This window comes from Variovorax boronicumulans (genome assembly GCF_019352895.1).
Taxonomy (GTDB): domain Bacteria; phylum Pseudomonadota; class Gammaproteobacteria; order Burkholderiales; family Burkholderiaceae_C; genus Variovorax; species Variovorax boronicumulans_A.
This window is the reverse complement of sequence record NZ_JAAAFX010000004.1, coordinates 1848245-1870501: the sequence shown is the minus strand read 5'-3', so window position 1 is coordinate 1870501 and position 22257 is coordinate 1848245. Positions and strand designations below refer to the sequence as shown.

At 70.3% G+C, this 22257-nt stretch carries 22 protein-coding genes and 1 pseudogene; 14 read left to right on the top strand and 9 right to left on the bottom strand.

Annotated elements, in window-relative coordinates; genetic code table 11:
- Positions 1–7 precede the first annotated feature (7 nt).
- Both K0H49_RS10185 and K0H49_RS10180 read left to right on the top strand, forming a co-directional pair.
- On the top strand, positions 8–661 hold the full coding sequence (locus K0H49_RS10185; RefSeq protein WP_219211717.1) for an amino acid ABC transporter permease: 654 nt from the start codon (positions 8–10) through the stop codon (positions 659–661).
- Positions 645–1430: an amino acid ABC transporter ATP-binding protein gene (locus K0H49_RS10180; protein WP_257624650.1), complete on the top strand. Its 786-nt coding sequence runs from the start codon at positions 645–647 to the stop codon at positions 1428–1430. Before K0H49_RS10185 ends, K0H49_RS10180 begins: the two co-directional genes overlap by 17 nt.
- A 10-nt stretch (positions 1431–1440) precedes the next feature.
- On the opposite strand, the gene K0H49_RS10175 is transcribed toward K0H49_RS10180, so the two are convergent.
- From K0H49_RS10175 to K0H49_RS10165, 3 genes are read right to left on the bottom strand one after another with little or no spacing between them, the layout of a single operon-like run.
- The gene (locus K0H49_RS10175) at positions 1441–2667 is read right to left on the bottom strand and encodes a CaiB/BaiF CoA transferase family protein (RefSeq protein WP_219211714.1); all 1227 of its coding nucleotides are present in this window, start codon (positions 2665–2667) and stop codon (positions 1441–1443) included.
- A gap of 7 nt (positions 2668–2674) precedes the next feature.
- Positions 2675–3487 (bottom strand): enoyl-CoA hydratase/isomerase family protein, encoded by an 813-nt coding sequence (locus tag K0H49_RS10170; RefSeq protein WP_219211712.1) that lies wholly within the window; start codon positions 3485–3487, stop codon positions 2675–2677.
- A 40-nt stretch (positions 3488–3527) separates the two neighbouring features.
- Positions 3528–4463, bottom strand: coding sequence for a Bug family tripartite tricarboxylate transporter substrate binding protein (locus tag K0H49_RS10165; protein WP_257624649.1), 936 nt, complete (start codon positions 4461–4463; stop codon positions 3528–3530).
- 107 nt (positions 4464–4570) lie between these two features.
- Between K0H49_RS10165 and K0H49_RS10160 the strand changes: the two genes are divergently transcribed.
- The 3 genes from K0H49_RS10160 (at position 4571) to K0H49_RS10150 (ending at position 7014) form a co-directional block, all read left to right on the top strand.
- Positions 4571–5257 (top strand): GntR family transcriptional regulator, encoded by a 687-nt coding sequence (locus tag K0H49_RS10160; protein ID WP_219211710.1) that lies wholly within the window; start codon positions 4571–4573, stop codon positions 5255–5257.
- Between the two features lie 53 nt (positions 5258–5310).
- Positions 5311–5904: a DUF1439 domain-containing protein gene (locus tag K0H49_RS10155; protein ID WP_257624648.1), complete on the top strand. Its 594-nt coding sequence runs from the start codon at positions 5311–5313 to the stop codon at positions 5902–5904.
- 135 nt (positions 5905–6039) lie between these two features.
- Complete coding sequence (locus K0H49_RS10150; RefSeq protein ID WP_219211709.1) at positions 6040–7014, top strand: glycerophosphodiester phosphodiesterase; 975 nt, start codon at positions 6040–6042, stop codon at positions 7012–7014.
- 4 nt (positions 7015–7018) lie between these two features.
- On the opposite strand, the gene K0H49_RS10145 is transcribed toward K0H49_RS10150, so the two are convergent.
- A complete protein-coding gene (locus K0H49_RS10145; RefSeq protein ID WP_219211707.1) occupies positions 7019–7495 on the bottom strand; it encodes a MerR family transcriptional regulator in 477 nt (158 codons plus the stop codon).
- Between the two features lie 72 nt (positions 7496–7567).
- Between K0H49_RS10145 and K0H49_RS10140 the strand changes: the two genes are divergently transcribed.
- The 7 genes from K0H49_RS10140 to K0H49_RS10110 all read left to right on the top strand — a co-directional run bounded on the left by K0H49_RS10140 (position 7568) and on the right by K0H49_RS10110 (position 14353).
- Positions 7568–9655 (top strand): heavy metal translocating P-type ATPase, encoded by a 2088-nt coding sequence (locus K0H49_RS10140; RefSeq protein ID WP_219211705.1) that lies wholly within the window; start codon positions 7568–7570, stop codon positions 9653–9655.
- A gap of 11 nt (positions 9656–9666) precedes the next feature.
- Positions 9667–10053 (top strand): DUF2946 family protein, encoded by a 387-nt coding sequence (locus K0H49_RS10135; RefSeq protein WP_219211704.1) that lies wholly within the window; start codon positions 9667–9669, stop codon positions 10051–10053.
- 120 nt (positions 10054–10173) lie between these two features.
- The gene (locus K0H49_RS10130; protein ID WP_219211702.1) at positions 10174–11625 is read left to right on the top strand and encodes a TolC family protein; all 1452 of its coding nucleotides are present in this window, start codon (positions 10174–10176) and stop codon (positions 11623–11625) included.
- Positions 11625–13001 carry a multicopper oxidase family protein gene (locus tag K0H49_RS10125; protein ID WP_219211700.1) on the top strand — a complete coding sequence of 459 codons (1377 nt, stop codon included), beginning with the start codon at positions 11625–11627 and terminating at the stop codon, positions 12999–13001. The genes K0H49_RS10130 and K0H49_RS10125 overlap by 1 nt, the downstream gene beginning before the upstream one ends.
- Positions 13002–13026: 25 nt before the next feature.
- A complete protein-coding gene (locus tag K0H49_RS10120; protein ID WP_219211698.1) occupies positions 13027–13539 on the top strand; it encodes a cupredoxin domain-containing protein in 513 nt (170 codons plus the stop codon).
- 29 nt (positions 13540–13568) lie between these two features.
- Positions 13569–14033 (top strand): DUF411 domain-containing protein, encoded by a 465-nt coding sequence (locus K0H49_RS10115; protein ID WP_219211696.1) that lies wholly within the window; start codon positions 13569–13571, stop codon positions 14031–14033.
- 20 nt (positions 14034–14053) lie between these two features.
- On the top strand, positions 14054–14353 hold the full coding sequence (locus K0H49_RS10110; RefSeq protein WP_219211694.1) for a copper-binding protein: 300 nt from the start codon (positions 14054–14056) through the stop codon (positions 14351–14353).
- A 12-nt stretch (positions 14354–14365) separates the two neighbouring features.
- On the opposite strand, the gene K0H49_RS10105 is transcribed toward K0H49_RS10110, so the two are convergent.
- Positions 14366–15664 (bottom strand): NAD(P)/FAD-dependent oxidoreductase, encoded by a 1299-nt coding sequence (locus K0H49_RS10105; protein ID WP_219211693.1) that lies wholly within the window; start codon positions 15662–15664, stop codon positions 14366–14368.
- Between the two features lie 38 nt (positions 15665–15702).
- Between K0H49_RS10105 and K0H49_RS10100 the strand changes: the two genes are divergently transcribed.
- Together K0H49_RS10100 and K0H49_RS10095 are read left to right on the top strand one after the other, a co-directional pair.
- Positions 15703–16740, top strand: a complete 1038-nt coding sequence (locus K0H49_RS10100) for a P1 family peptidase (protein WP_219211691.1) — start codon at positions 15703–15705, stop codon at positions 16738–16740.
- 14 nt (positions 16741–16754) lie between these two features.
- A complete protein-coding gene (locus tag K0H49_RS10095; RefSeq protein WP_219211689.1) occupies positions 16755–18113 on the top strand; it encodes a TAXI family TRAP transporter solute-binding subunit in 1359 nt (452 codons plus the stop codon).
- Positions 18114–18131: 18 nt separating this feature from the next.
- Here the strand turns inward: K0H49_RS10095 and K0H49_RS10090 are convergent, their stop codons facing one another.
- The 4 genes and pseudogenes from K0H49_RS10090 to K0H49_RS30545 form a co-directional block, all read right to left on the bottom strand.
- Positions 18132–18479: a hypothetical protein gene (locus K0H49_RS10090; RefSeq protein WP_219211687.1), complete on the bottom strand. Its 348-nt coding sequence runs from the start codon at positions 18477–18479 to the stop codon at positions 18132–18134.
- Between the two features lie 92 nt (positions 18480–18571).
- On the bottom strand, positions 18572–19945 hold the full coding sequence (locus tag K0H49_RS10085; protein WP_219211686.1) for a sigma-54-dependent transcriptional regulator: 1374 nt from the start codon (positions 19943–19945) through the stop codon (positions 18572–18574).
- Positions 19938–21965: a sensor histidine kinase gene (locus K0H49_RS10080; RefSeq protein WP_219211684.1), complete on the bottom strand. Its 2028-nt coding sequence runs from the start codon at positions 21963–21965 to the stop codon at positions 19938–19940. Before K0H49_RS10080 ends, K0H49_RS10085 begins: the two co-directional genes overlap by 8 nt.
- 123 nt (positions 21966–22088) lie before the next feature.
- Positions 22089–22257 (bottom strand): annotated as a pseudogene (locus K0H49_RS30545) (tripartite tricarboxylate transporter substrate binding protein BugD); the annotation flags it as partial.

The following is a 22257-nucleotide window of genomic DNA, read 5'->3' as shown; positions in this document are numbered from 1 at the left end:
AAAGACCATGAACGACTTCTCCCTCTGGGACATCCTGCGCAACCTGCTGATGGCGCTGCGCTGGACCGTCGCGCTGTCGGTGATCGCCTTCGTGGGCGGCGGCGTGGTGGGTGCACTGCTGCTGTTCCTGCGGCTGCGCGCCGGCAAGGCGCTCGACCGCGCGATCGGCACCTATGTGCAGCTGTTCCAGGGCACGCCGCTGCTGATGCAGCTGTTCCTGGCCTACTTCGGCATTGCACTGATGGGCGTCGACGTCTCGGCCTGGACCGCGGCCACGGTCGCGCTCACGCTCTACACCAGCGCTTACCTCACCGAGATCTGGCGCGGCTGCGTGGCCTCGATCCCCAAGGGCCAGTGGGAAGCCTCGGGCAGCCTCGCGCTCGGCTTTGGCGAGCAGATGCGCCACGTGATCCTGCCGCAGGCCATGAAGATCGCGACCGCGCCGACGGTCGGCTTCCTGGTGCAGGTGGTCAAGGGCACGGCGCTGGCCTCGGTGATCGGCTTCGTCGAACTCACCAAGGCCGGCAGCATGATTTCCAACGCCACCTTCCAGCCCTTCGTGGTGTTCAGCTGCGTGGCGCTGATGTACTTCGCCCTCTGTTTCCCGATCAGCCTCTATGCGCGGCACCTCGAAAGGAAGATCCATGTCCATCGTCGCTGAAGCCCCCGTGCACGCCGCCCATGTGGCGGCCGGCGCGCCCATCGTGCAGATCACGGCGCTGCGCAAGTCCTACGGCAGCAACGAAGTGCTCAAGGGCATCGACCTCACGGTCAAGCGCGGCGAGGTGATCGCCATCATCGGCAAGAGCGGCTCGGGCAAGAGCACGCTGCTGCGTTGCATCAACGGGCTCGAGGTGTTCCAGCAGGGTTCGCTGAGCGTTGACGGCAAGCCGCTGCTCCATGAGAGCGCGATGGCGATGCGCGAGCTGCGCCAGCGCGTGGGCATGATCTTCCAGGGCTTCAACCTGTTCCCGCACCTCACGGTGGGAAAGAACGTGATGCTCGCGCCCACGCTGGTGAAGAAGCGCAGCACGCTCGAGACCGCTTCGCAGGCGCGCAAGCTGCTCACGCGCGTGGGCCTGGCCGAGAAGTTCGACGCCATGCCCGACCAGCTCTCGGGCGGCCAGCAGCAGCGCGTGGCCATCGCCCGCGCGCTGGCGATGGAGCCGGCCGTGCTGCTGTGCGACGAGATCACCTCGGCCCTCGACCCCGAACTGGTGGGCGAGGTGCTGCGCGTGGTCGAGTCGCTGGCCGACGAGGGCATGACCTTGCTGATGGTCACGCACGAGATGAGCTTCGCGCGCAAGGTCGGCGACCGCGTGATCTTCATGCACCAGGGCCGCGTGCACGAGATGGGGCCGCCGGCCGAGCTGTTCGCCAATCCGCAGACGCCGGAACTCCAGCAGTTCCTGTCCTCGCTGCACGACTGACGGTCATCGCTCAGCCCGCCTCGGGCTGGTACTGGCAGACCGCCCTGGCCGCCTCGAGCGCGGCGATCTCGCCGGCATCGAAGCCGAACTCGGCCAGCACCTCGCGTGTCTGCTCGCCGATGCGCGGCGCGGCCGAGCGCGCGAATGGCGCCTCGCCGTCGAAGTGGATCGGCAGGCCCAGCGAGCGCGTGCGGCCGCCTTCCGCATGGTCGACCTCGACCACCATGCCGATGGCGCGCGACTGCGCATGCTCGAGCGCCTGCCCCACGTCGTGCACCGGGCCGACCGGCACGCCGGCCTGGTCGAAGCGCTCGATCCAGTAGGCCGCCGAATGTGCGGCCAGCGCCTCGGTGATCATCGCCTCGAGCGCACGCTGCGCGCCCAGGCGGTCGCGGCCGGTGCGAAAGCGCGCCTCCTGCAGCCATTCGGGATGGCCCAGCACCTCGGTGATGCGCTGCCAGTTGGCCTGGTTGCCGCCGCCCAGCGCGATCGCGCCTTCGCCGCAGCGGAAGGTCTGGTAGGGCGCAATCAGCGGATGCGCCGTGCCCATCGGCTTGGCGATCGAGCCGTCGGAGAAGTAGGCGGCCGCGAACCAGTACATCTGCTGCAGCGAGGCCTGCAGCAGCGAGGTCTCGACCTTGGCGCCCTGCCCCGTGCGCAAGCGCTTGATGTAGGCCGCCAGACAACCCATCGCGGCCAGGATGCCGGCATTGATGTCGGCCACCGAGTTGCCGGGCTTGGCCAGTTCGCCGTCGATCGAGCCGGTCACGCTGATCAGGCCGGAGAAGGCCTGCAGCACCAGGTCGAAACCGCCCTTGTCGCTCAGCGGGCCGTTGGGGCCGTAACCGGTGATCGAGCAATACACCAGCTGCGGGTTGATGGCGCGCAGCTGCTCGTAGCCCAGGCCCAGCGCCTCGAGCTTTCCGCGCCGGTAGTTCTCGGTCACGATGTCGCAGTTGCCGACCAGGCGGCGGATCACGGCCTGTCCGGCGGGCTGCCGGATGTCGACCGCCACCGAGCGCTTGCCGCGGTTGAGCATCAGGAAGCTGGGCGCCAGGCCCGGATCGCCGGGCCGCGCATAGCCGCGCGAGTCGTCGCCCGCGGGAAACTTCTCGATCTTGATCACCTCGGCGCCCATGTCGGCGAGCATCAGGCCGCAGATCGGGCCGGCCATGATCTGCGAGAGTTCGAGCACGCGCACGCCAGCCAGCGGCAGGTCCTTGGGGTTCGTCGTCATGCGCTGCTCAGTGGCCCGCGAAGACGGGCTTGCGGTTCTCGGCGAAGGCCGCCAGCGCCTCCTGGATGTCGCGCGTGCCCAGGCTCGCGCCGTAGGCGGCCGTTGCCGTGGCCTCGTCGTACTGGCCGCGCGCCACCTCGTTGAGCGTCTTCTTCATCGACACCAGCGGCACCGGCGCCTGCGCCAGCAGTTCGGCGGTCCATTGCGCGAGTTCGCCATCGAGCTGCGCCGGCTCGACCAGCGCATCGAGGTAGCCGATGCGCAGCATCTCCTCGTCCTGGATCGGCCGCGAGGTGAGGAACAGCCGCTTGGCCGCGCCCAGCCCCAGCCGCGACACCCAGCGGCGGATGCCGTGCGGGTAGTAGTGCAGGCCGAGCCGCGCGGCCGGCATGAACATGCGCATGCCGCGCACACCGAGGCGGAAATCGCAGGCCAGCACCAGGTCGGTCGAGCCGCCGTAGACCGGCGCATGCAGCCGCGCGATGGTGATGGCGCGCGCGTTCTCGATCTCGTCGGTGAGCATCTCGAAGGTGTTCTCGTGGGCGCTGGCCGCGCCGCCCAGGCGCGTGAGGTCGAAGCCGGAGCTGAAGCTCTTGCCGCTGCTGGCGAACACGATCACGCGCACGCTGGCATCGGCATTCAGCTGCTGCAGGTAGCCGCGCAGCACGCCGACGTCGTCGGGCTCGATGCGGTTGTGGGTGGCCGGGCGGCGCAAGGTGATGGTGGCGATCGCGCCGTCGATCGACAGCAGGGGCGGCGCGGCGGCGGCGGCGGGGGCTTCGGCGCTGGCCGCGGCGGTGGGTTCGAGAGAGAGGCTCATGGCAATGGATGAAAGTGAAGGAAAGAATGGAAGAGAGGACTCAGTCGAAGCGCAGGTTCTGGTCGCGGATCACGCGGCCCCATTTCCTGAAGTCGACGTTGACCAGTTCCGTGGCCGCTTCGGGTGTGCCCGGCGCCACGTCGTTGCCCTGCGAGATGAACTTGTCGCGCAAGGCGGGCGTCTGCAGCGCGGTGTTCAGCGCCGCATTGATCTTTCGGGTGATTTCCGCCGGCATGCCCTTCGGGCCGGCCAGCACGAACCAGCCTTGCGCGTCGTAGCCCGCCACGCCCTGCTCGCCGATCGGCTTGACGCCCGGGAAGGCCGGCACCGGCCGCGCCGAGGTCACGGCGATGGCCCGGACCCGGCCCGACTGCACCAGCGGCACCGCCGGGGCGATGGTGGCGAAAGACACCTTGACCGAGCCCGCCATCAGGTCGTTCAGCGCCGGTGCCGCGCCCTTGTACGGCACGTGCAGCAGCGAGGTCTGCGTGTTGGCCGACAGCAGTTCGGCGGCCATCTGGTGGATCGATCCCAGGCCCGAGGTGCTGTAGCTCACGGCGCCGGGCTGGGCGCGCGCCAGCGCCAGCAGCTCCTGCAGGTTGTTCGCCTGGACCGAGGGGTGGACCAGCACCACAAGCGGCGCCTTCGACACCACCCCCAGGTAGCTGAAGCTGGTCGTCGGGTCGTAGCTCACCTTGCGCGCATGCGGAATGATGCTCAGCGGCGCCCCGTCGACCAGGCCGATCGTGTAGCCGTCCGGCGCGGCCGTGGCCACCATCTCCGCGGCGATGGCGCCGCCCGCGCCGGGCTTGTAGTCGACGATCACCGGCTGGCCCAGCGACTTCTCCATCAACGGCGCCAGGTCGCGGGCCACGGCATCGGCCGCGCCGCCGGGCGTGTAGCCCAGCACCAGCCGGATCGGCCGCGTGGGCGACCAGGGTTCCTGGGCATGGGAGGATGCGCCAACCCCCGTCAAAATGAGGAAGGCACCTAGAACGCCTCGTAAACCGCCGGCTCTGCGCATGGAAAGTCTCCGTTTAAATATTTATAAGAGTTATAAATATACTTTCAGTCAATCTCAGTATGCAACCCAGTCAAAACCCTGAGGTGGGCACGACGCTCGCCGAATCCATCCGTCTCACGATCATTCGGGACCTGTCGAGCGGCGCGATGCGCCCCGGGCAACCGATCGACGAGCGCGCGCTGAGCGAGCGCTTCAACGTCTCGCGCACCCCCATCCGCGAGGCGATCCTGCAGCTCGCCGCGCAGGGCTTCGTGGTGGTGGGCCCGCGCACCGGCGCCTCGGTGCCCAAGCTCTCGATCCACATGCTGCGCGAGCTGCTGGAACTGCTGGGCGAGCTGGAGGCCACCGCCGCCAAGTTCGCGGCCAAGCGGCTGCGCCCGGCCGAGAAGCAGGAGCTCGCGGCCAGCCTGGCGCTGTGCGGCACCGCGGCGCAGGCCGACGACCCTGCGGCCTACCAGGTGGCCAACGACCGCTTCCACGAGCTGATCTACGCCGCGGCGCGCAACGAAGCGCTGGTGGCCCAGATCCGCAACCTGCGCACCCGCAGCGCCGGCTACACCGCCGACCGCTTCGAATCGCCGGGCCGCATGCAGCTGTCGGTGGTGGAGCACACACGCATCGCCGAGGCGCTGCAGCGCGGCGACCCGGCCGAGGCCCAGGCCGCGATGCTCGACCACATCTCGATCGGCGGGCGCGACTTCGCGGAGTTCGTGAGCGGCCTGCCCGAGGCGCTGCTGAAAGATTGAGCTGCGGGCCGTCGTTCGGGGAACGCGACGAAGCGTGGCAAGCTCACACCACCATGCCTTCACGCCACCGCACGCCCCCCTTGTCCGATCTGCATCCACGCCGCCAGCTGCTGCGCCTGCTCGGTGCCGCGGCGGCCGGCACGCCCCTGGCCGCGCTGGCCGGCTTCAACTTCTTCACCAGCGAATACACCATCGGCCGCGACGAGCTGCAGGCGCAGATCGCCAAGCGCTTCCCGGTGCGCCAGCGCTATGCCGAGCTGTTCTCGGTGAGCCTGCGCGACCCGCAGCTCACGCTCGACCCGGCCACCAACCGCGCCAGCATCACGGCGAACATGACCATCGGCAGCCCGCTGCTGCAGCCCTCGAGCGTCGAGGGCATCGTGTCGGTCAGCAGCGCGCTGAAGTACGACGTCGCCGCGCTCGCGCTGCGGCTGCACGAACCGCGCGCCGAGCGCATCGAGCTGCAGGGCCTGGACGGCCGCGACGCCGAGCGGCTGCAGAAGATCGGCGGGCTGGTGGCGCAGGAGCTGCTGCGCGATTACCCGCTGCGCACCTTCAAGCCCGAGGAGCTGACCGTGGGCCGCAAGACCTACCAGATCGGCGACATCACGGTGCAACAGGACGACATCAAAGTGGCGTTGATATGACCCCCCCGAAGCGCCTGCGGCGCCTCCCCCCAGGGGGCGCACCCAGCGGCCTGGCGGAGCCAGTTCCGCGGGTGCCCTGTCCTCGGGTCGCGTCGGTTTCATGCGCTGCGGGCGCCTACACCCTGGAGATCTGAAATGCCACGTGCACGCCCCTTGATCGCCACCGCGCTGCTGGCGCTCGCGACCTTCGCCGCCCAGGCCTTCGACATCCAGGCCCACCGCGGCGGCCGCGGGCTCTGGCCCGAGAACACGCTGCATGCCTTCGACCAGGCCGTGACCATGGGCGTGAGCACGCTCGAGCTCGACATCGGGCTCACGGCCGACGGCGTGGTCGTGGTCTCGCACGACATGGCGCTCAACCCGGCGCACACGCGCGATGCGCAGGGCCAGTGGCTGCCCGCGGCCGGGCCGTTGATCCACGCGCTCACGCTGGCGCAGCTGCAGGCCTACGACGTGGGCCGGCTGCAGCCCGGCAGCAAGTACGCCGAGCAGTTCGCCAGCCAGACCGCCCATGACGGCGAGCGCATCCCGACGCTGGCCTCGGTGTTCGCGCTGGTGCAGGCGCGCCGCGCGCATGCGGTGCGCTTCAACATCGAGACCAAGATCGACCCCACGCAGCCCGGCAGCAGCGCCGCGCCCGAGGCGATGGTGCGCGCGCTGCTGGCCGAGATCGACCGGGCCGGCATGGCCGCTCGCGTGACCCTCCAGAGCTTCGACTGGCGCACGCTCGAGCTCGTGGGGACACTCGCGCCGTCGATGCCGCGGGCCTACCTCACGACCGCACGCACCCTGAAGGACCCGCGCTGGACCGCCGGCCTGAACGCGGCCGATTTCAGCTCGACGCCCAAGCTGGTCAAGGCCGCGGCCGGCGACGGCGCGGCGCCGGTGCTGTGGTCGCCCGCCGGCAACGACGTGACGCCCGCGGCGGTCAAGGAAGCGCAGGCGCTCGGCCTCAAGGTCGTGCCCTGGACCGTCAACAAGCCGGCCGACATCAAGTCCCTGCTGGACATGGGCGTCGACGGCCTGATCAGCGACTACCCCGACCGGCTGCGCACGGCGGTGCGGGCGCAGGGGCTGCCGATGCCGCTGCCCACGGGACCCGTGAACTGATCGTCTAGACGTGCCGCGTGGCCGAGGTGCCACGCTCGTCGCCCTGCAAGGCCTGCGCGTCGGCGCGCTCGTGCAGCGACTCGATGATGTGGCACTGCGCGTCGCTGCCGTCGCAACTGTTGCGCAACGCGAGCAGGTCCTTTTCGAGCGTCCGCAGTTCGTCCAGCCGCTCGCGCACATGGCCCAGGTGGGCGTCGAGCGCGACGCAGGCCGCGTCGCAATCGGCCTTGCTGCGCAGGTCCAGGCCCAGCAGGGTGCGCACCTCGTCCAGTGACATGTCCATCGCGCGGCACAGCCTGACGAAGCGCAAGGCGTGCACGTCGGCGTCGCTGTAGAAACGGTAGCTGTTGTCGCCCCGGCCCGGCGGCGCGATCAGGCCCTGCTTCTCGTAATAGCGGATGTTCGCGGCGCTCACGCCGCTGGCCGCGGCGGCTTCTCCGATGCGGTAACCCTGGGTGGCGTGCGGCTTTGGAAGGGACATGGCTTGACCTTAAAGTGACTTCAACCTTTCCAATCGTGGCACATCTTCGAAAAACACAGGAAGCGACGACCGATGTCCCCAGACCGCACTTCTTCCACCGCTACGCCGGTGACGCCGCTGATCCAGCCGGACAGCGCCTCCGGCTGCGCCAGCGACGGCTGCTGCGGCGCGCCCATGCGCTTGCGCGACAAGCCGCGTGCGGCCCATGCCCATGCGCCCCATGCCGGCCACGAAGGCCATGCCCACGATCACGACCATGAGCACGCAGAAGTAGGCGACGGCCACGACCATGGCCCCCTGCCCGGCTGGCCCCGCATCGCCGGGGCGCTGGTCGTGGCCGTGGTGGCCGAGCTGAGCCACCTGCTGCTGCCCGAGACCACCGCCTGGCGCATCGCCGGCATGGCGCTGGCGGCCGTGGCGATCGCGCTGGCCGGCACCGGCATCTACCGCAGCGGCATGAAGTCGCTGCTGCGCGGCAAGCTGGGCATCGATGCGCTGATGGCGGTCGCCGTGACCGGCGCCTTCCTGATCGGCCAATGGCCCGAGGCCGCGATGGTGATGGCGCTTTATGCGCTGGCCGAATTCATCGAGCACAAGGCGGCCGACCGCGCACGCAACGCCATCGGCGGCCTGATGGCGCTGGCGCCCGACGAGGCCGAGGTGCGCGAGGCCGACGGCAGCTGGCGCCGCGTGGCCGCGCGCGAGGTCGCGCTCGACGCGGTGGTGCGCATCCGCCCTGGCGAGCGCGTGCCGCTCGACGGCGTGGTCACGGCCGGCAACAGCGCCATCGACCAAGCCAGCGTCACGGGCGAGAGCATCCCGGTCGACAAGGCCGTGGGCGACACGGTCTTCGCCGCCACCGTCAACCAGAGCGGCGAACTGCAGGTGCGCGTGACGGCCATCGCCGGCCAGACCACGCTCGACCGCATCATCGAGTCGGTCGAGCAGGCGCAGGCCTCGCGCGCCCCGACCCAGCGTTTCGTCGAACGCTTCGCCGCGGTCTACACGCCCACCGTGTTCGTGCTCGCCATCGCGGTGGCCGTGCTGCCGCCGCTGCTGCTCGACTGGCTGTGGCTCGATGCGATCTACAAGGCCCTGGTGCTGCTGGTCATCGCCTGCCCCTGCGCGCTGGTGATCTCGACGCCGGTCACGGTGGTGAGCGGCCTCACGGCGGCCGCGCGGCGCGGCATTCTGATCAAGGGCGGCACCCACCTCGAGGCCGCGCGCAAGCTGCGCGCCGTGGCGCTCGACAAGACCGGCACGCTGACCGAAGGCAAGCCGAAGCTGGTCGACTGGCAGGTCTGGGGCGCGGCCGACAAGGCGCTGGTGCGCGAGGCCGCCGCCAGCCTGGCCGGGCGCTCCGACCATCCGGTGTCGAAGGCACTGGCCGCGGGACTCGACGGCGCGCACGCGCCGGTCGAGGACTTCCGCGCGCTGGTCGGCCGCGGCACCGAGGGCCGCATCGCCGACCGCGCCCTGGTGCTGGGCAACCACCGGCTCATCGAGGAGCGCGGCCTGTGCAGTCCCGAGCTCGAGGCCGCGCTCGCGGTGCACGAGCAGCAGGGCCGCACCGTCACGCTGCTGGCCGACGCGCGCGCCGTGCTCGGCCTCTTCGCGGTGGCCGACACCGTCAAGCCCGGCTCGCGCGCGGCCGTGGCCGCGCTGCTCGCGCTGGGCGTCACGCCCGTGATGCTCACCGGCGACAACGAGACCACCGCGCAGGCCGTGGCCCGCGAAGCCGGCATCGCCGATGCCCGCGGCAGCCTGCTGCCCGAAGACAAGCTGGGCGCGATACGAGAGATGCAGCAGCGCTACGGCGCGACCGGCATGACCGGCGACGGCATCAACGACGCGCCCGCGCTGGCCCAGGCCGACATCGGCTTTGCCATGGGCGCCGCCGGCACCGACATCGCGATGGAAACCGCCGACGTGGTGATCATGAACGACGACCTGGGCCGCATCGCCGAAACCATCCGGCTGTCGCGCCGCACGCACGCGGTGCTCTGGCAGAACATCGCGCTGGCCCTGGGCATCAAGCTCGTGTTCTTCGCGCTGGCGGTATTCGGCAGCGCGACCATGTGGATGGCGGTGTTCGCCGACATGGGGGCGAGCCTGCTGGTGGTGGGGAATGGCTTGAGGCTGCTGCGCGCCCGACTTTAGAATCGGGCCCCATGCGCATCCTCGTGCTCCTCCTGGCCATCGTCCTGCTGCCCCTGCGCGGCTGGATGGGCGACGCCATGATGATGGCGCCGGCGCAGCCGGTGGCCGCGGCACAGGCGATGCACGGGATGTCGCACGAGATGCCCGGCGAGGGGCACGCGATGCACATGGCGCATGCCTCCGCCGATGCGGGCCACGCCATGGATCGCGGCGATGCCCCCACGGCCCATGCCGGCCACGCCACCTGCGACACCTGCCAGTTCTGCCATTCCGTCGCCGTGACGGCCTGGCCCGAGGTCCCCCTGCCAGCCGAGGCGCCACGCCACGCGCCGGCCGCCGAGCCCGTGCTGTTCGCCAGCGCCGACGCCGGCCAGGGCTTCAAGCCGCCCATTTCCTGATCTCCCTGCCCGCAGTCCGTCCGCCGTGTCCCTTTTGAGGGGTCCAGGCGGCCGCTTCCTCGCTCGTGGAGATCCACTGTGTTCCTTTTTCTTCATCGCCCTTCGAGGGCTGCGCCGCGCGTGCCTGAGCGCGGCGCGACGCCCCCCTCCCTTGTTCCCCGTGCCCTGACCCTGGCCGCCGCGCTCGCATTGGCCGGCTGTGCCAGCCTCGCGCCCGACGGCGGCGAGCACGACGTGCAGTCGCTGGTCGGTGGCAACGCCATCCTCGGCGACGCCACGCCGCGCGCCACCTCCGACGCGGCCAGCCGCGAGGCCGTCGACGCGCTGCTCGCACAACCGCTCGACGCACAGGCTGCGGTGCGCATCGCGCTGGCCAACAGCCCGCGCATGCAGGAGGCCTTCGCCACCCTGCAGCTCAGCGATGCCGACCGCGTGCAGGCCGCTTCGCTGCCCAACCCCGTGTTCGCCTTCGGCCGGCTGCGCGAAGGCCGCGAGCTCGAACTCGAGCGCGCGATCAACTTCAACGTGCTGGGCCTGCTCACCCTGCCCTGGCAGGCGCGCTGGGCCGGCCAGCGCCACGAGGTCGCCAAGCTGCAGGCCGCGCAGAGCGTGCTGCAGTTGGCGGCCGACACGCGCCGCGCCTGGGTGCGCGCGGTGGCCGCGCAGCAGGCCGTGGTCTACCTGCGTGACGCGAAGTCGGCCACCGAGGCCGGTGCCGAACTGGCCGAGCGCATGGCCAAGGTCGGCAACTGGAGCGCGCTGCAGCGCACGCGCGAGCAGTTGCTGCATGCCGATGCCGCAGCCCAGCTGGCGCGCGCCGAGCAGGCTGCGCTGTCCGCGCGCGAGCAGCTCACGCGCCTGCTGGGCTTGAGCGCGGCGCAGGCCGGCTACCGGCTGCCCGATCGCCTGCCACCGCTGCCCGTGTCGATGCCCGCGCTCGCCGATGTGCAGGCCAGCGCGCTGCGCGACCGGCTCGACGTGCGCGCCGCCCAGGCCCAGACCGCGGCCACCGCCGATTCGCTGGGCCTCACCCATGCGACCCGCTTCGTCGATGCGCTGGAGATCGGCGGCGTGCGCAACACCAAATTCGAGAACGACGCAGACGGCAGCCGCCGCACGCAGCAAGGTTTCGAACTCTCGCTGCCGATCCCGCTGTTCGACTGGGGCCAGGCCCGCAGCGCGCGGGCCGAGGCGCTCTATCGCCAGTCGGCGGCCCGCGTGCGTGCCACCGGCCTGCTGGCCGCGAGCGAGGCGCGCGAAGCCTACGGCGGCTGGCGCAGCGCCTGGGACATCGCGCAGCGCTACCAGACCGAGGTGCTGCCGCTGCGCCAGCAGGTCAACGAGCAGATGGTGCTGCGCTACAACGGCATGCTGGCCAGCGTGTGGGAGCTGCTGGCCGAGACCCGCGCCAGCATGCTGGCCGTCAATGCCGCGATGGACGCGCAGCGCGACTTCTGGCTGGCCGACACCGACCTGCAGTTCGCGCTCACCGGCAGCTCGCCGGCCGGCGTGAACGCGCTGCAATCACCGGGCGACAGCGCCGCCCTCCCTTCCACCGCAGGAGCCCACTGATGGACCGCCGCCACTTCTTCACCGGCGCCGCCACCGCCATCGCCGCGGCCGGCGTGGGCCGCGCCGCGCTGGCCGCGCTGCCCGAGGCCCACACCCAGGCCTCGACCGACACCGCCGCGCCGCTGCTGCCGCCCGACGGCCGCCCCTACGACCCGGTCGTCACCCTCAACGGCTGGACGCTGCCCTGGCGCATGAACCAGGGCGTCAAGGAATTCCACCTGGTGGCCGAGCCCGTGGTGCGCGAGATGGCGCCCGGCTTCAAGGTCAACATGTGGGGCTACAACGGCCAGTCGCCGGGCCCGACCCTTGAGGTGGTCGAGGGCGACCGCGTGCGCATCTTCGTCACCAACCGCCTGCCCGAGCACACCACCGTGCACTGGCATGGCCAGCGCCTGCCCAACGGCATGGACGGCATCGGCGGCATCACGCAGCCGCACATCCCGCCGGGCAAGACCTTCGTCTACGAGTTCACCGCGCGCCGGCCCGGCACCTTCATGTACCACCCGCATGCCGACGAGATGGTGCAGATGGCGATGGGGATGATGGGCTTCTGGGTCACGCACCCGAAGGCGCGGCATCCGCTGATCGCGCCGGTGCAGCGCGACTTCTGCTTCCTGCTGGGCAGCTTCGACGTCGAGCCCGGCGCGGCCACGCCCAAGGTCAACACCATGACCGACTTCAACATCTGGAGCTTCAACAGCCGCGTGTTCCCGGCCATCGACACGCTCAACGTGCGCCAGGGCGACAGGGTGCGCATCCGTGTCGGCAACCTCACGATGACCAACCACCCGGTGCACATCCACGGCCACGAGTTCGAGGTCACGGGCACCGACGGCGGCCCGGTGCCCAAGAGCGCGCGCTGGCCCGAGGTGTCGGTCGACGTGGCGGTGGGCCAGATGCGGCAGATGGAATTCATCGCCGACGAGGAAGGCGACTGGGCCCTGCACTGCCACAAGAGCCACCACACGATGGGACCCATGGGCCACGAGGTGCCGACCATGATCGGCGTCGACCACCGGGGCGTGGCCGAGAAGATCCGCAAGCTGGTGCCCGACTACATGGTGATGGGCGACAAGGGCATGGCCGACATGGGCAGCATGGAGATGCCCATTCCCGACAACACGGTGCCGATGATGACCGGCAGCGGCCCCTTCGGCGCGGCCGAGATGGGCGGCATGTTCACCTTGCTCAAGGTGCGGCGCGACCAGAAGCCCGGCGACTACAGCGACCCGGGCTGGTTCAGGCACCCCGCCGGCACCGTGGCCCGCGAGGTGCCGAACGTCGATGCGCCGCCACCGACGCAGGCCGCCCCGGCGGCAGGCACGCCCGACGCCACCGTGCGCAAGCCCTCGGGCCACGGCGCACACGACCACTGAACCCCTTCACGACATTCACATCACCATGCACAAGACACTCGCATCCCTCGCCGCCGGCCTCGTGCTTGTGGCGGCCACCGGCACCACGCTGGCGCACGAGAACCACGGTGCCAAGCCCCAGGGCGCGGCCACGCTCGCGCCCGAGCAGAAGCCCTGGGGCATCGCCGGCGAGGCCCGCGCCGTGACCCGCACCATCGACATCGCGATGGCCGACGACATGAGCTTCACCCCCTCGATGATCGAGGTGCGCGAAGGCGAGACGGTCCGGCTCCAGTTGAAGAACCGCGGCCAGGAACTGCACGAGCTCGTGCTCGGCACCAAGGCCGAGATCGAGGCCCATGCCGCCATGATGCGGAAGTTCCCGGGCATGGAACACGACGATCCCTGGATGGCCCACGTGCCCGCGGGCAAGACCGGCGCCATGGTCTGGACCTTCAACCGCGCCGGCGATTTCGACTTCGCCTGCCTGGTCGACGACCACTACGAACTGGGCATGGCCGGCCGCATCCGCGTGCTGGCCGCTACCGCCAAACCTTGAAGCTTCGCGACACGAAAGGAAAGAAAACGATGCAACGACGCACATTGCTCCAACGCGCGGGCCCGCTGCTGGCATTGGCCTCCGGCACCCTGCCGCTGGCCGCCCTGGCGGCCGCGCCCATGGTCGAGATATGGAAGGACCCGAACTGCGGCTGCTGCCAGGACTGGGTGCTGCACCTCCACAAGAACGGCCTGGCCACGCGCGTGCACGACGAAGGCAACAACGCCGCCCGCGCGCGGCTGGGCATCCCGGCCAAGCTGGGCTCCTGCCACACCGGCCTGGTCGGCGGCTATGCCATCGAAGGCCATGTGCCGGCACGCGAGGTGCACCGGCTGCTCAAAGAAAAGCCCAAGGCCGTCGGCCTCGCGGTGCCCGGCATGCCGATCGGCTCGCCCGGCATGGACGGCCCCGCCTATGGCAACCAGCGCGACGCCTACGACGTGCTGCTGGTGCTGGCCGACGGCAGCACGCGTGTCTACCAAAGCTATCGTTGAAACCACCCCAAGGAACACCCATGAAAAAGCAATGGAATGCAGCGCTGGCTGCCATGCTGGCCGCCGTGACGGTCCACGTCTTCGCGCAAGGCGCCCTGCCCTCGGTCGAGGGCGAGGTGCGCAAGGTCGATCCCCAGGCCCAGAAGATCACGCTGCGGCACCAGGAGATCCCGAACATCGAGATGAGCCCGATGACCATGGTGTTCCGCGTGCGCGACCCCGCGCTGCTGGCGCAGCTCAAGGAAGGCGACAAGGTGCGCTTCACCGCCGACAAGGTCGACGGCGCGCTCACCGTGCTGTCGATCGAGCCGCTGCGCTGAACGCAGGCGTTCTCAGCCGAAGCGCTTCGGATCGAAGGGCGCGAGCGAATTCTCGGGCGCGACGCCCGTGAGCAGTTGCGCCACCCATCGGCCCGTGCGGGCCGAGCCGCCCAGGCCCACATGGCCATGGCCGAAGGCCAGCACCACATCCTTGCTGGCCGCCGACGGGCCGATGCAGGGCAGACCGTCGGGCATGCTGGGGCGGCGGCCCAGCCAGTGCCTGACCGTCGCTGCATCGTCCTCGGCCAGGGCCGGGAACATCGAGCGCAGGTGGCGCAGCAGGATGTCCGCGCGGCGCCAGTCGGGCGCGGCATCGAGCCCGCCGATCTCGACCTGCCCGGCGGCGCGCAGGCCGCCGTCCATCCAGTGCGCGATCAGCTTGCCGTCGGCCACCATCACCGGCGTGCGCGGCCCGACACGCGCGCCTTCGACCACCACGTGGTAGCCACGCTCGGTGTCGAGCGGCACCGGCGAGCCCGCGGCCGCGGCCAGCGGGCGCGAATAGGCGCCCGCGCAGATCACGGCCGCATCGCAGGCGATGTCGCCGCCCTCGGTGTGCACCGCGCGCAGGCGGCCGGCTTCGATGCGGAAGCCCGTGGCGCGCGACGCCACCCAGCGCGCGCCCTGGGCCGCCGCATGCTGCGCCAGCGCCGCCACATAGGCGCCCGGGTTGCGGCAATGGCCGGCCTCGGGCACGAAGACACCCAGCGTGTAGCGCGCATCGAGGTCCGGTTCGCGGCGATGCAGTTCCTCGGCCGACCATTCCTCCCAGCGCACGCCCACCCGCGCGCGCACGCGCCAGCCCAGTGCATCGCCCTCGAACTCGTCACGCGAACGGTAGGCATGCAGCAGGCCGCGTTGCGCGATGAGCTGCGGCACGCCGGCCTCGGCCGCGAGCTGCGCATGCAGCGCGGGCGCATCCGCGAGCAGGCTGCGCAACGCCTCGGCCGTGCGCTGCACGCGCGCCTCGGTCCAGCCCGAGGCCAGGTAGCGCAGCAGCCAGGGCAGCGCGCGCGGCAGGTAGCGCCAGCGCAGCGCGAGCGGCCCCAGCGGATCGGCCAGCCAGCCCGGCACCTTGCGCCAGGCACCCGGCAACGCGGGCGGCACCACCGAGTGCGAAGACAACCAGCCCGCATTGCCGTAGCTCGCACCATGCGGGCTGCCAGGCACCTCAGGCTCGACCACGGTCACGCGCAGCCCGGCGCGCAGGGCCTCGATCGCGGTCGCACTGCCCACCGCGCCCGCGCCGATCACCACCACGTGGCGCCTTGCGTCGCCGCGCTGGGCGACACCATTTGCTTCAACTGTCATGGGCCTATCGTAGAGGCACAGTCCCATAATCGGCCGCCATGTCCGCACCCTCTTCTCTTCTTCCTCCCTCTGCAGGGTCGATCACCGATGTCGCCGGCATCGAAGTCGGCCATTTCAGCGACCCGCGCCGGCCCACCGGCTGCACCATCATCCTCACGCGCGAGGGCGCGGTCGGTGGCGTCGACGTGCGCGGCGCCGCGCCCGGCACGCGCGAGACCGACCTGCTCTCGCCCGGCAACCTGGTGCAGCAGGTGCATGGCGTGATGCTGGCCGGCGGCAGCGCCTGGGGCCTGGCCGCCACCGACGGCGCGATGCGCTGGCTCGAGGAACGCGGCGTCGGCATGGACGTGCGCTTCGGCACGCTGCCCATCATTCCCTCGGCCGTGCTGTTCGACCTGCCCGTGGGCGATGCGCGCATCCGCCCCGACGCGGCCGCGGGCTATGCAGCCTGCGAGGCCGCGTCGACGCAGCCGCCGGCCGAAGGCAACGTGGGCGCGGGCAGCGGCGCGCTGGTCGGCAAGCTGTTCGGCGTCGACCGCGCGATGAAGGGCGGCATCGGCTGCGCCTCGGTCACGGTCGGCGGCGTCACCGTGGGCGCACTGATCGCCTGCAACGCGCTGGGCGACGTGATCGACCCCGACACCGCACAGGTGGTGGCCGGCGCGCGCACGGTCGACGGCCGCGCGCTGCTCGACATCCGGCGCGCGCTGATGCGCGGCGAGGCGCCCAGGCCGCTCCTGGCCGGCACCAACACCACCATCGGCGTGATCGCCACCGACGCGGTGCTGACCAAGGTACAGGCCAACCGCCTGGCCATGGTCTCGCACGACGGGCTGGCGCGCAGCATCAACCCGGTCCACACCATGAGCGACGGCGACACGCTGTTCGCGCTCGCCACCTGCCGCGTGCCGCTCGAAGGCGATGCCCCCGGCATGACGGTGCTCAGCGCGATGGCCGCCGAAGTGGTGGCGCGCGCCACGCTGCGCGCGGTGCAGGCCGCGCGCTCGCTCGACGTCGACGGCCAGCACTTCCCCTGCGCGGCCGAACTGGCCGGCGCGGCGCCCGCCCCCCGCTGATCACGAGACCCGCCATGTCGATGCCCAAACCCCTCAAGCTCTTCCTGCTCTCGATCCGCGACCTGATCGCCTCGGCCGGGCCGGTGGTGTTCCTGGTCATCGCGATGCTGGTCGCAGCCTACTGGTGGCTGCAGCCACAGCCGCCCCAGCGCGTGACGCTGGCCACCGGCCCGGCCGGCAGCGCCTACGCCGAATTCGGCAAGCGCTACGCACAGGCGCTGGCCACCAGCGGCATCCAGGTCGAGCTTCGGCCCAGCGACGGCTCCTCCGACAACCTGCAAATGCTGCGCAACGGCGACGTCGACGTGGCCTTCGTGCGCGGCGGCAGCGCCGACGTGGTGGCCGACGAGGAAGCCGGCCTGCGCTCGCTGGGCAGCCTGTTCTACGAACCGCTGTGGGTCTTCTACCGCAGCGACACCGCGCGGCGCATCGACCGCAAGACCGGCACGCTGACATCGCTGGCCCAACTGCACGGCCTGCGCGTCAACGTCGACAAGCTGGGCAGCGGCGTGCCCGAGATCATGGACAAGATGTTCCGCGCCAACCACCTCGACCCGGCGCAGATGCAGCTGTCGCACCTGGAGCAGAAGTCGGCCTCCGAAGCGTTGCAGGCCGGCCTGCTCGACGTGATCGTGCTGGCCTCGGCACCGCAATCGCCGCAGGTGCAGCACCTCCTGCGCACCCCCGGTATCGCGCTGATGGACTTCGGCCAGAGCGACGCCTACTCGCGCCGCTTCGCCTTCCTGTCGGCCGTGTCGTTGCCGCGCGGCGTGGTGGACCTCGCCAAGGACCTGCCGCCCGCCGACGTGTCGATGCTCGCCGCCACCACCTCGCTGCTGTCGCGCGAGCAGACCCACCCGGCGCTGCAGCAGCTGTTCGCGCAGAGCGCGCAGACGCTGCACGGCGAGGCCGGCTGGTTCAACCGCGCACGCGACTTCCCCAACACGCGCACCAGCGAACTGCCGGTCAGCCCCGAAGGCGACCGCGCCATCAACGGCACGCCGCCCTTCTGGCAGCGCTACCTGCCCTTCTGGGCCAGCAACCTGGTCGAACGGATGTGGCTGGTGCTCGGCGGCCTGGTGGTGCTGATGCTGCCGCTGTCGCGCGTGGTGCCGCCGCTCTACCAGTTCCGCGTGCGCTCGCGGGTGTTCCGCTGGTATGCGCGGCTGCGCGATGTCGAGAGCCGGCTCGAAGGCGGCACCGATGCGAAGGACAAGCTGCTCAAGGAGCTCGACGACCTCGACGACCGCGTCAACAAGGTGGCGGTACCGCTGTCCTATGCAGACGAGCTCTATGCCCTGCGGCGCAACATCGCGACGGTACGCCGCCGCGTGGAAGCCATGCGCAGGCCGACATCGGGCGTGCCGGCCTGAGGATGCGGCAGCAGGCGATCAGTACTTGATCGTCACGCCCGCCTTGACCGCGGCGCTTTCCTTGCGCCCGTCGGACTGCACGCCCGCGGAGAAGGACACGTCGCCGCCCGTGCTCGCGCCCACCGAATAGGTGGGCCGCTCGCCCGCGGTGTTCATGCCGCCATAGGCCGTGCTGCCGTCGGGCTTCTGCACGCCGACCGTGGCACCGTTGGTAACCACGGTGTTTTCAGTCGACACCACGTTGGGCGTGACGTAGACGATGCGCTTGTCGTTGCTGTCGATGGGTACCTTGACCTCTTCGGCGCCGGCGCCGGCCCCGAATGCGCAGGCACCCAGGAAAAGGCAAAGAGAGAAGGATCTGTTCATGACACCATGCTGGCCGCGATGCAAAAGCCCATGGTGTCAGTTTCGCGGCGACGGCGGCGTAGGACGATGCCCGCCATCCGGCGTCCGCGGACTCAGGCGCTGCGTAGCGCGCGGCGCGAGGCTGCGTCGCCGGCTGCGGCCTCGAGCGGCCCGAGGCGACGCATCTTGTCGTAGAGCGTCTTGCGCGGCACGCCCAGCCGCTCGGCCGCCGCAGTCGCGCTGCCGCCGCAGGCCTCCAAGGCTTCCTGGATCAGGTAGCGCTCGAAATGCACCATCTGCTCGTCCAGCGACCGCGTGCCCTGCGCCTCGCTGCTGAAGCCGGGCGCCCCGTCCCACAGCCCGAGCACGAAGCGGTCGGCCATGTTGCACAGCTCGCGCACGTTGCCGGGCCAGGCGTGCGTCATCAGGGCCTGAAGATGGCGCGGCGACACGTTCGGCAGCTCGCGCTCGTAGCGCAACGCGGCCTGCATCGCAAAATGGGTGAACAGCAACGGGATGTCCTCGCGCCGTTCGCGCAGGGGCGGAAGTGTCAGCACCACCACGCTCAGGCGGTAGTAGAGGTCGGCCCGGAATTTCTGCTCGCCCGCGGCCTCGAGCAGGTCGGCCTTGGTCGCGGCGATCACGCGCGAATCCATGGGCAATAGCTCGTTCGAGCCCAGGCGCTCGAACTTGCGCTCCTGCAGCATGCGCAGCATCTTGACCTGCAGGCTCATCGGCATGGTCTCGATTTCGTCGAGGAACAGCGTGCCCGCGCGCGCATGCTCGACCTTGCCAATGCGCCGCTTCGAGGCCCCGGTGAAGGCGCCCGCCTCGTGGCCGAACATCTCGCTCTCGAACAGGGCCTCGGGCATGCCCCCGCAGTTGATGGCGGCGAAGTGTCCGGCGCGGCGGCGTCCATAGTCGTGCAGGCAGCGCGCGACCAGCTCCTTGCCGGTGCCGGTTTCGCCCAGGATCAGCACGTCGGCATCGGTGCCGGCCAGGTCGAGCACCATGCGGCGCAGGCGCTGCATCGCCGACGAACGCCCGATCAGCTTGGCCTCGATCGCCTCGTAGCCCTCGAGCTTGCGGCGCAGCCGCTCCACCTCGAGGCTCAGCGCCCGCTTCTCGAGCGCACGCACCACCACCTCGGTGAGTTGCTCCGGCGAGAAGGGCTTCTCGATGAAATCGTAGGCGCCCAGGCGCATCGCCTGTACCGCCATCGTGATGTCGCCATGCCCGGTCACCAGGATCACCGGCAGCGTCGGGTCGACCTCCAGCGCATGGGCCAGCAAGGCCAACCCGTCGGCGCCCGGCAGCTTGACGTCGGTGACCAGCACGCCGGCGAAGCCCGGCACCACGTGCGGCCGCACCTGCTCGGCCGAGACGAAGCCCGACACGCGCAGCCCGGCGAGCTCCAGCGCCTGCGTGCTGCCCAAGCGCACCGATGGATCGTCTTCGACAAACAGCACTTCGAGTTGTTCAGGCATGAGAGGGGGTTTCCGCGCGCTGTCCGTTGCGCAAGATGACGATGAAGACCGCACCGCCGAGCTCGCTTTGGCCGGCGCGCAACAGGCCGCCGAAGTCGCGCACGATGCCAGCCGATATGGCGAGGCCCAGGCCCAGGCCGACGCCCTGCTCCTTGGTGGTGAAAAAGGGCTCGAACAGGCGCGGCATGATCTCGGGCGCGATGCCCGTGCCGTTGTCGTGCATCTCCAGCCGCGCACCCTCGGGGCCGCTGCGTGCCACGATGCGCACTCGGCGCGGGATCGCCGGGGCGCCGTCGGTCGCGGTCAGGGTCGCGTCGAAGGCATTGGTCAGCAGGTTGACCACCACTTGCTCGAGCCGGTTGCCCTCGCACAGCGCCAGCAGGCCCGGCTCGATGGCCTGCTCGATCCGGATCTGGTCGTGGCGGATGCGCTGGTTCAGCAGGAACAGCGCGTCGGCGATCACGTCGCCCAGGACCACCGGCTGCAGTTCCACGGCCGAACGGCGCGCGAACTTCTTGAGCTGCGCCGTGATCTGGCCCATCCGGTCAGTAAGCTGGCAGATGGTGCGCAGATTGAAGTCGACCTGAGCGCCCTGCCCGCGCTCCAGATACACCATCGCATTGGCCGACAGCGTGCGCAAGGCGGCCAGCGGCTGGTTGAGCTCGTGCGTGATGCCTGCGGACATCTGGCCCAGCACGGCCATCTTGCCGGTCTGCACCAGGTCGTCGAGCGTGGTCTTCAGTATCTCCTCAGCGCGCTTGCGTTCGGTGATCTCGCTCTGCAGGTGATGGTTGGCCGCGCTGAGCGCCTCGGTACGCAGCCCCACCATGTGCTCGAGTTCGTCGTAGGCCTGCTGCAGCGCCTCGCGCGCCGCCAGCCGCTGGTGGACGATGCGCCGGCGCTGCTGGAAGAACAGCACCAGCAGGGTGAGGAAGACCAGCGCGAACATGGTCGCGAGCGCGCTGGTGCGGGCCAGCGCATGCGCGGGCTTCATGTCCGACAGCATGATGAGCTTCCAGTCGGTGCCGTCCACGGGACGGCTGTCGAGCAGGTAGTCGGGGCCGAAGGGTTCGCCGCCGGTCTGGCGGCGGGCTTCGTTCGCACTCAGCTGCACCACCGTGCTGTCGCCGCCCGAGAGCCGCTTCTTCTCGCGCATCTCGATCGGCGTCAGCTCGCCGGCCTCTGCGTACTGGCGTGTCTTCGCGAGCTCAATCAGCGTCTCGCTGGACAGTGGGCGCAGCGCGCGGAATTTCCAGGCCGAATCGGACGACAGGAAGACCACGCCGTTGCCATCGACCGCCAGCACCTTCTCGGTGGAGTGCGACCAGGCCTCGTCGAGCTTGTCGAGGCTGACCTTGACGGTGGCGACGCCGAGCATGTCACCCTCGCCCGGAATGCCGAAGGAAAAGTAGTAGCCGGGCTCGCGACTCACCGTTCCGATGCCGTAGAAGCGCCCGGGCTGCCCGCGCAGAGCATCCTGGAAATAGGGCCGGTAGGAAAAGTTGATGTCGACGAAGCTGCCACGCTGGTTCCAGTTGCTGGCGGCCAGCGTGAGGCCCTGCGCGTCCATCACGTAGATGGCCGAGGCCAGCGCGTGCGCATTGACCGTTTCGAGGTAGACGTTGGCGTCGAGCTGCAGGTTCCTGTCGGAGGGCTTGCGCAGCAAGTCCAGCACGTCCGGACTCAGCGACAGCACCTGCGGCAGGTACTCGTAGCGGTTGAGTTCGCTGCGCAGGCTCGCCGAGTAGATGTCGAGCCGATGCGTCGTGCCCTGCTGCAGCGAATGGATGCCGGCGCGCTCGCCGAGCGTATAGGCCAGCATGCCCCCCGAGGCGATCAGGCAGAGCCAGGCGCCGATGGCGATCCAGCGCCATCGGTGCACCGCACCCCGGCGTTCGGACGCACCAGGGGTGTCGGCCTGTAGGCCGGCCAGCAAACCGTCGGGCGCGCCCGCGAAGCCGGGCCGGCGGGGCACGGAGATGTTCAGCACGGCACGGCCGACGGACAGGAGCAGTGACACGGGAGCAGCGTGGAGCGAGGGTCCGCGCGACGGCGGCGAAGGGAGTCGATCCTAGTCACCGCACCGGCGCGCGGCGCCACGGACTTACCCTCGCCACCAACCGCAGTCCCGGGCATGCCCGCCTCAATCCGCGTACACGCCTGCAGCCTTGATCACCGGGCCGAAGCGCGCGACTTCCGCCTGCACGAACTTCTTGTGCTCGGCCGGTTCCACGCGCTTGTCCGTCACCACCACCGCACCCAGGCCCTCTTCCTTCTTGATGAAGTCCGGGTCCTTGAGCGCCACCTTCACT

What these genes read in the sequence shown, in the direction of transcription:
- K0H49_RS10105 (WP_219211693.1), bottom strand. Translation starts at nt 15,664, where the DNA reads ATGACAGTTGAAGCAAATGGTGTCGCCCAGCGCGGCGACGCAAGGCGC.
- K0H49_RS10085 (WP_219211686.1), bottom strand. Translation starts at nt 19,945, where the DNA reads ATGCCTGAACAACTCGAAGTGCTGTTTGTCGAAGACGATCCATCGGTG.
- K0H49_RS10095 (WP_219211689.1), top strand. Translation starts at nt 16,755, where the DNA reads ATGTCGATGCCCAAACCCCTCAAGCTCTTCCTGCTCTCGATCCGCGAC.
- K0H49_RS10125 (WP_219211700.1), top strand. Translation starts at nt 11,625, where the DNA reads ATGGACCGCCGCCACTTCTTCACCGGCGCCGCCACCGCCATCGCCGCG.
- K0H49_RS10090 (WP_219211687.1), bottom strand. Translation starts at nt 18,479, where the DNA reads ATGAACAGATCCTTCTCTCTTTGCCTTTTCCTGGGTGCCTGCGCATTC.
- K0H49_RS10175 (WP_219211714.1), bottom strand. Translation starts at nt 2,667, where the DNA reads ATGACGACGAACCCCAAGGACCTGCCGCTGGCTGGCGTGCGCGTGCTC.
- K0H49_RS10160 (WP_219211710.1), top strand. Translation starts at nt 4,571, where the DNA reads ATGCAACCCAGTCAAAACCCTGAGGTGGGCACGACGCTCGCCGAATCC.
- K0H49_RS10180 (WP_257624650.1), top strand. Translation starts at nt 645, where the DNA reads ATGTCCATCGTCGCTGAAGCCCCCGTGCACGCCGCCCATGTGGCGGCC.
- K0H49_RS10110 (WP_219211694.1), top strand. Translation starts at nt 14,054, where the DNA reads ATGAAAAAGCAATGGAATGCAGCGCTGGCTGCCATGCTGGCCGCCGTG.
- K0H49_RS10185 (WP_219211717.1), top strand. Translation starts at nt 8, where the DNA reads ATGAACGACTTCTCCCTCTGGGACATCCTGCGCAACCTGCTGATGGCG.
- K0H49_RS10150 (WP_219211709.1), top strand. Translation starts at nt 6,040, where the DNA reads ATGCCACGTGCACGCCCCTTGATCGCCACCGCGCTGCTGGCGCTCGCG.
- K0H49_RS10155 (WP_257624648.1), top strand. Translation starts at nt 5,311, where the DNA reads ATGCCTTCACGCCACCGCACGCCCCCCTTGTCCGATCTGCATCCACGC.
- K0H49_RS10115 (WP_219211696.1), top strand. Translation starts at nt 13,569, where the DNA reads ATGCAACGACGCACATTGCTCCAACGCGCGGGCCCGCTGCTGGCATTG.
- K0H49_RS10140 (WP_219211705.1), top strand. Translation starts at nt 7,568, where the DNA reads ATGTCCCCAGACCGCACTTCTTCCACCGCTACGCCGGTGACGCCGCTG.
- K0H49_RS10170 (WP_219211712.1), bottom strand. Translation starts at nt 3,487, where the DNA reads ATGAGCCTCTCTCTCGAACCCACCGCCGCGGCCAGCGCCGAAGCCCCC.
- K0H49_RS10145 (WP_219211707.1), bottom strand. Translation starts at nt 7,495, where the DNA reads ATGTCCCTTCCAAAGCCGCACGCCACCCAGGGTTACCGCATCGGAGAA.
- K0H49_RS10135 (WP_219211704.1), top strand. Translation starts at nt 9,667, where the DNA reads ATGCGCATCCTCGTGCTCCTCCTGGCCATCGTCCTGCTGCCCCTGCGC.
- K0H49_RS10120 (WP_219211698.1), top strand. Translation starts at nt 13,027, where the DNA reads ATGCACAAGACACTCGCATCCCTCGCCGCCGGCCTCGTGCTTGTGGCG.
- K0H49_RS10100 (WP_219211691.1), top strand. Translation starts at nt 15,703, where the DNA reads ATGTCCGCACCCTCTTCTCTTCTTCCTCCCTCTGCAGGGTCGATCACC.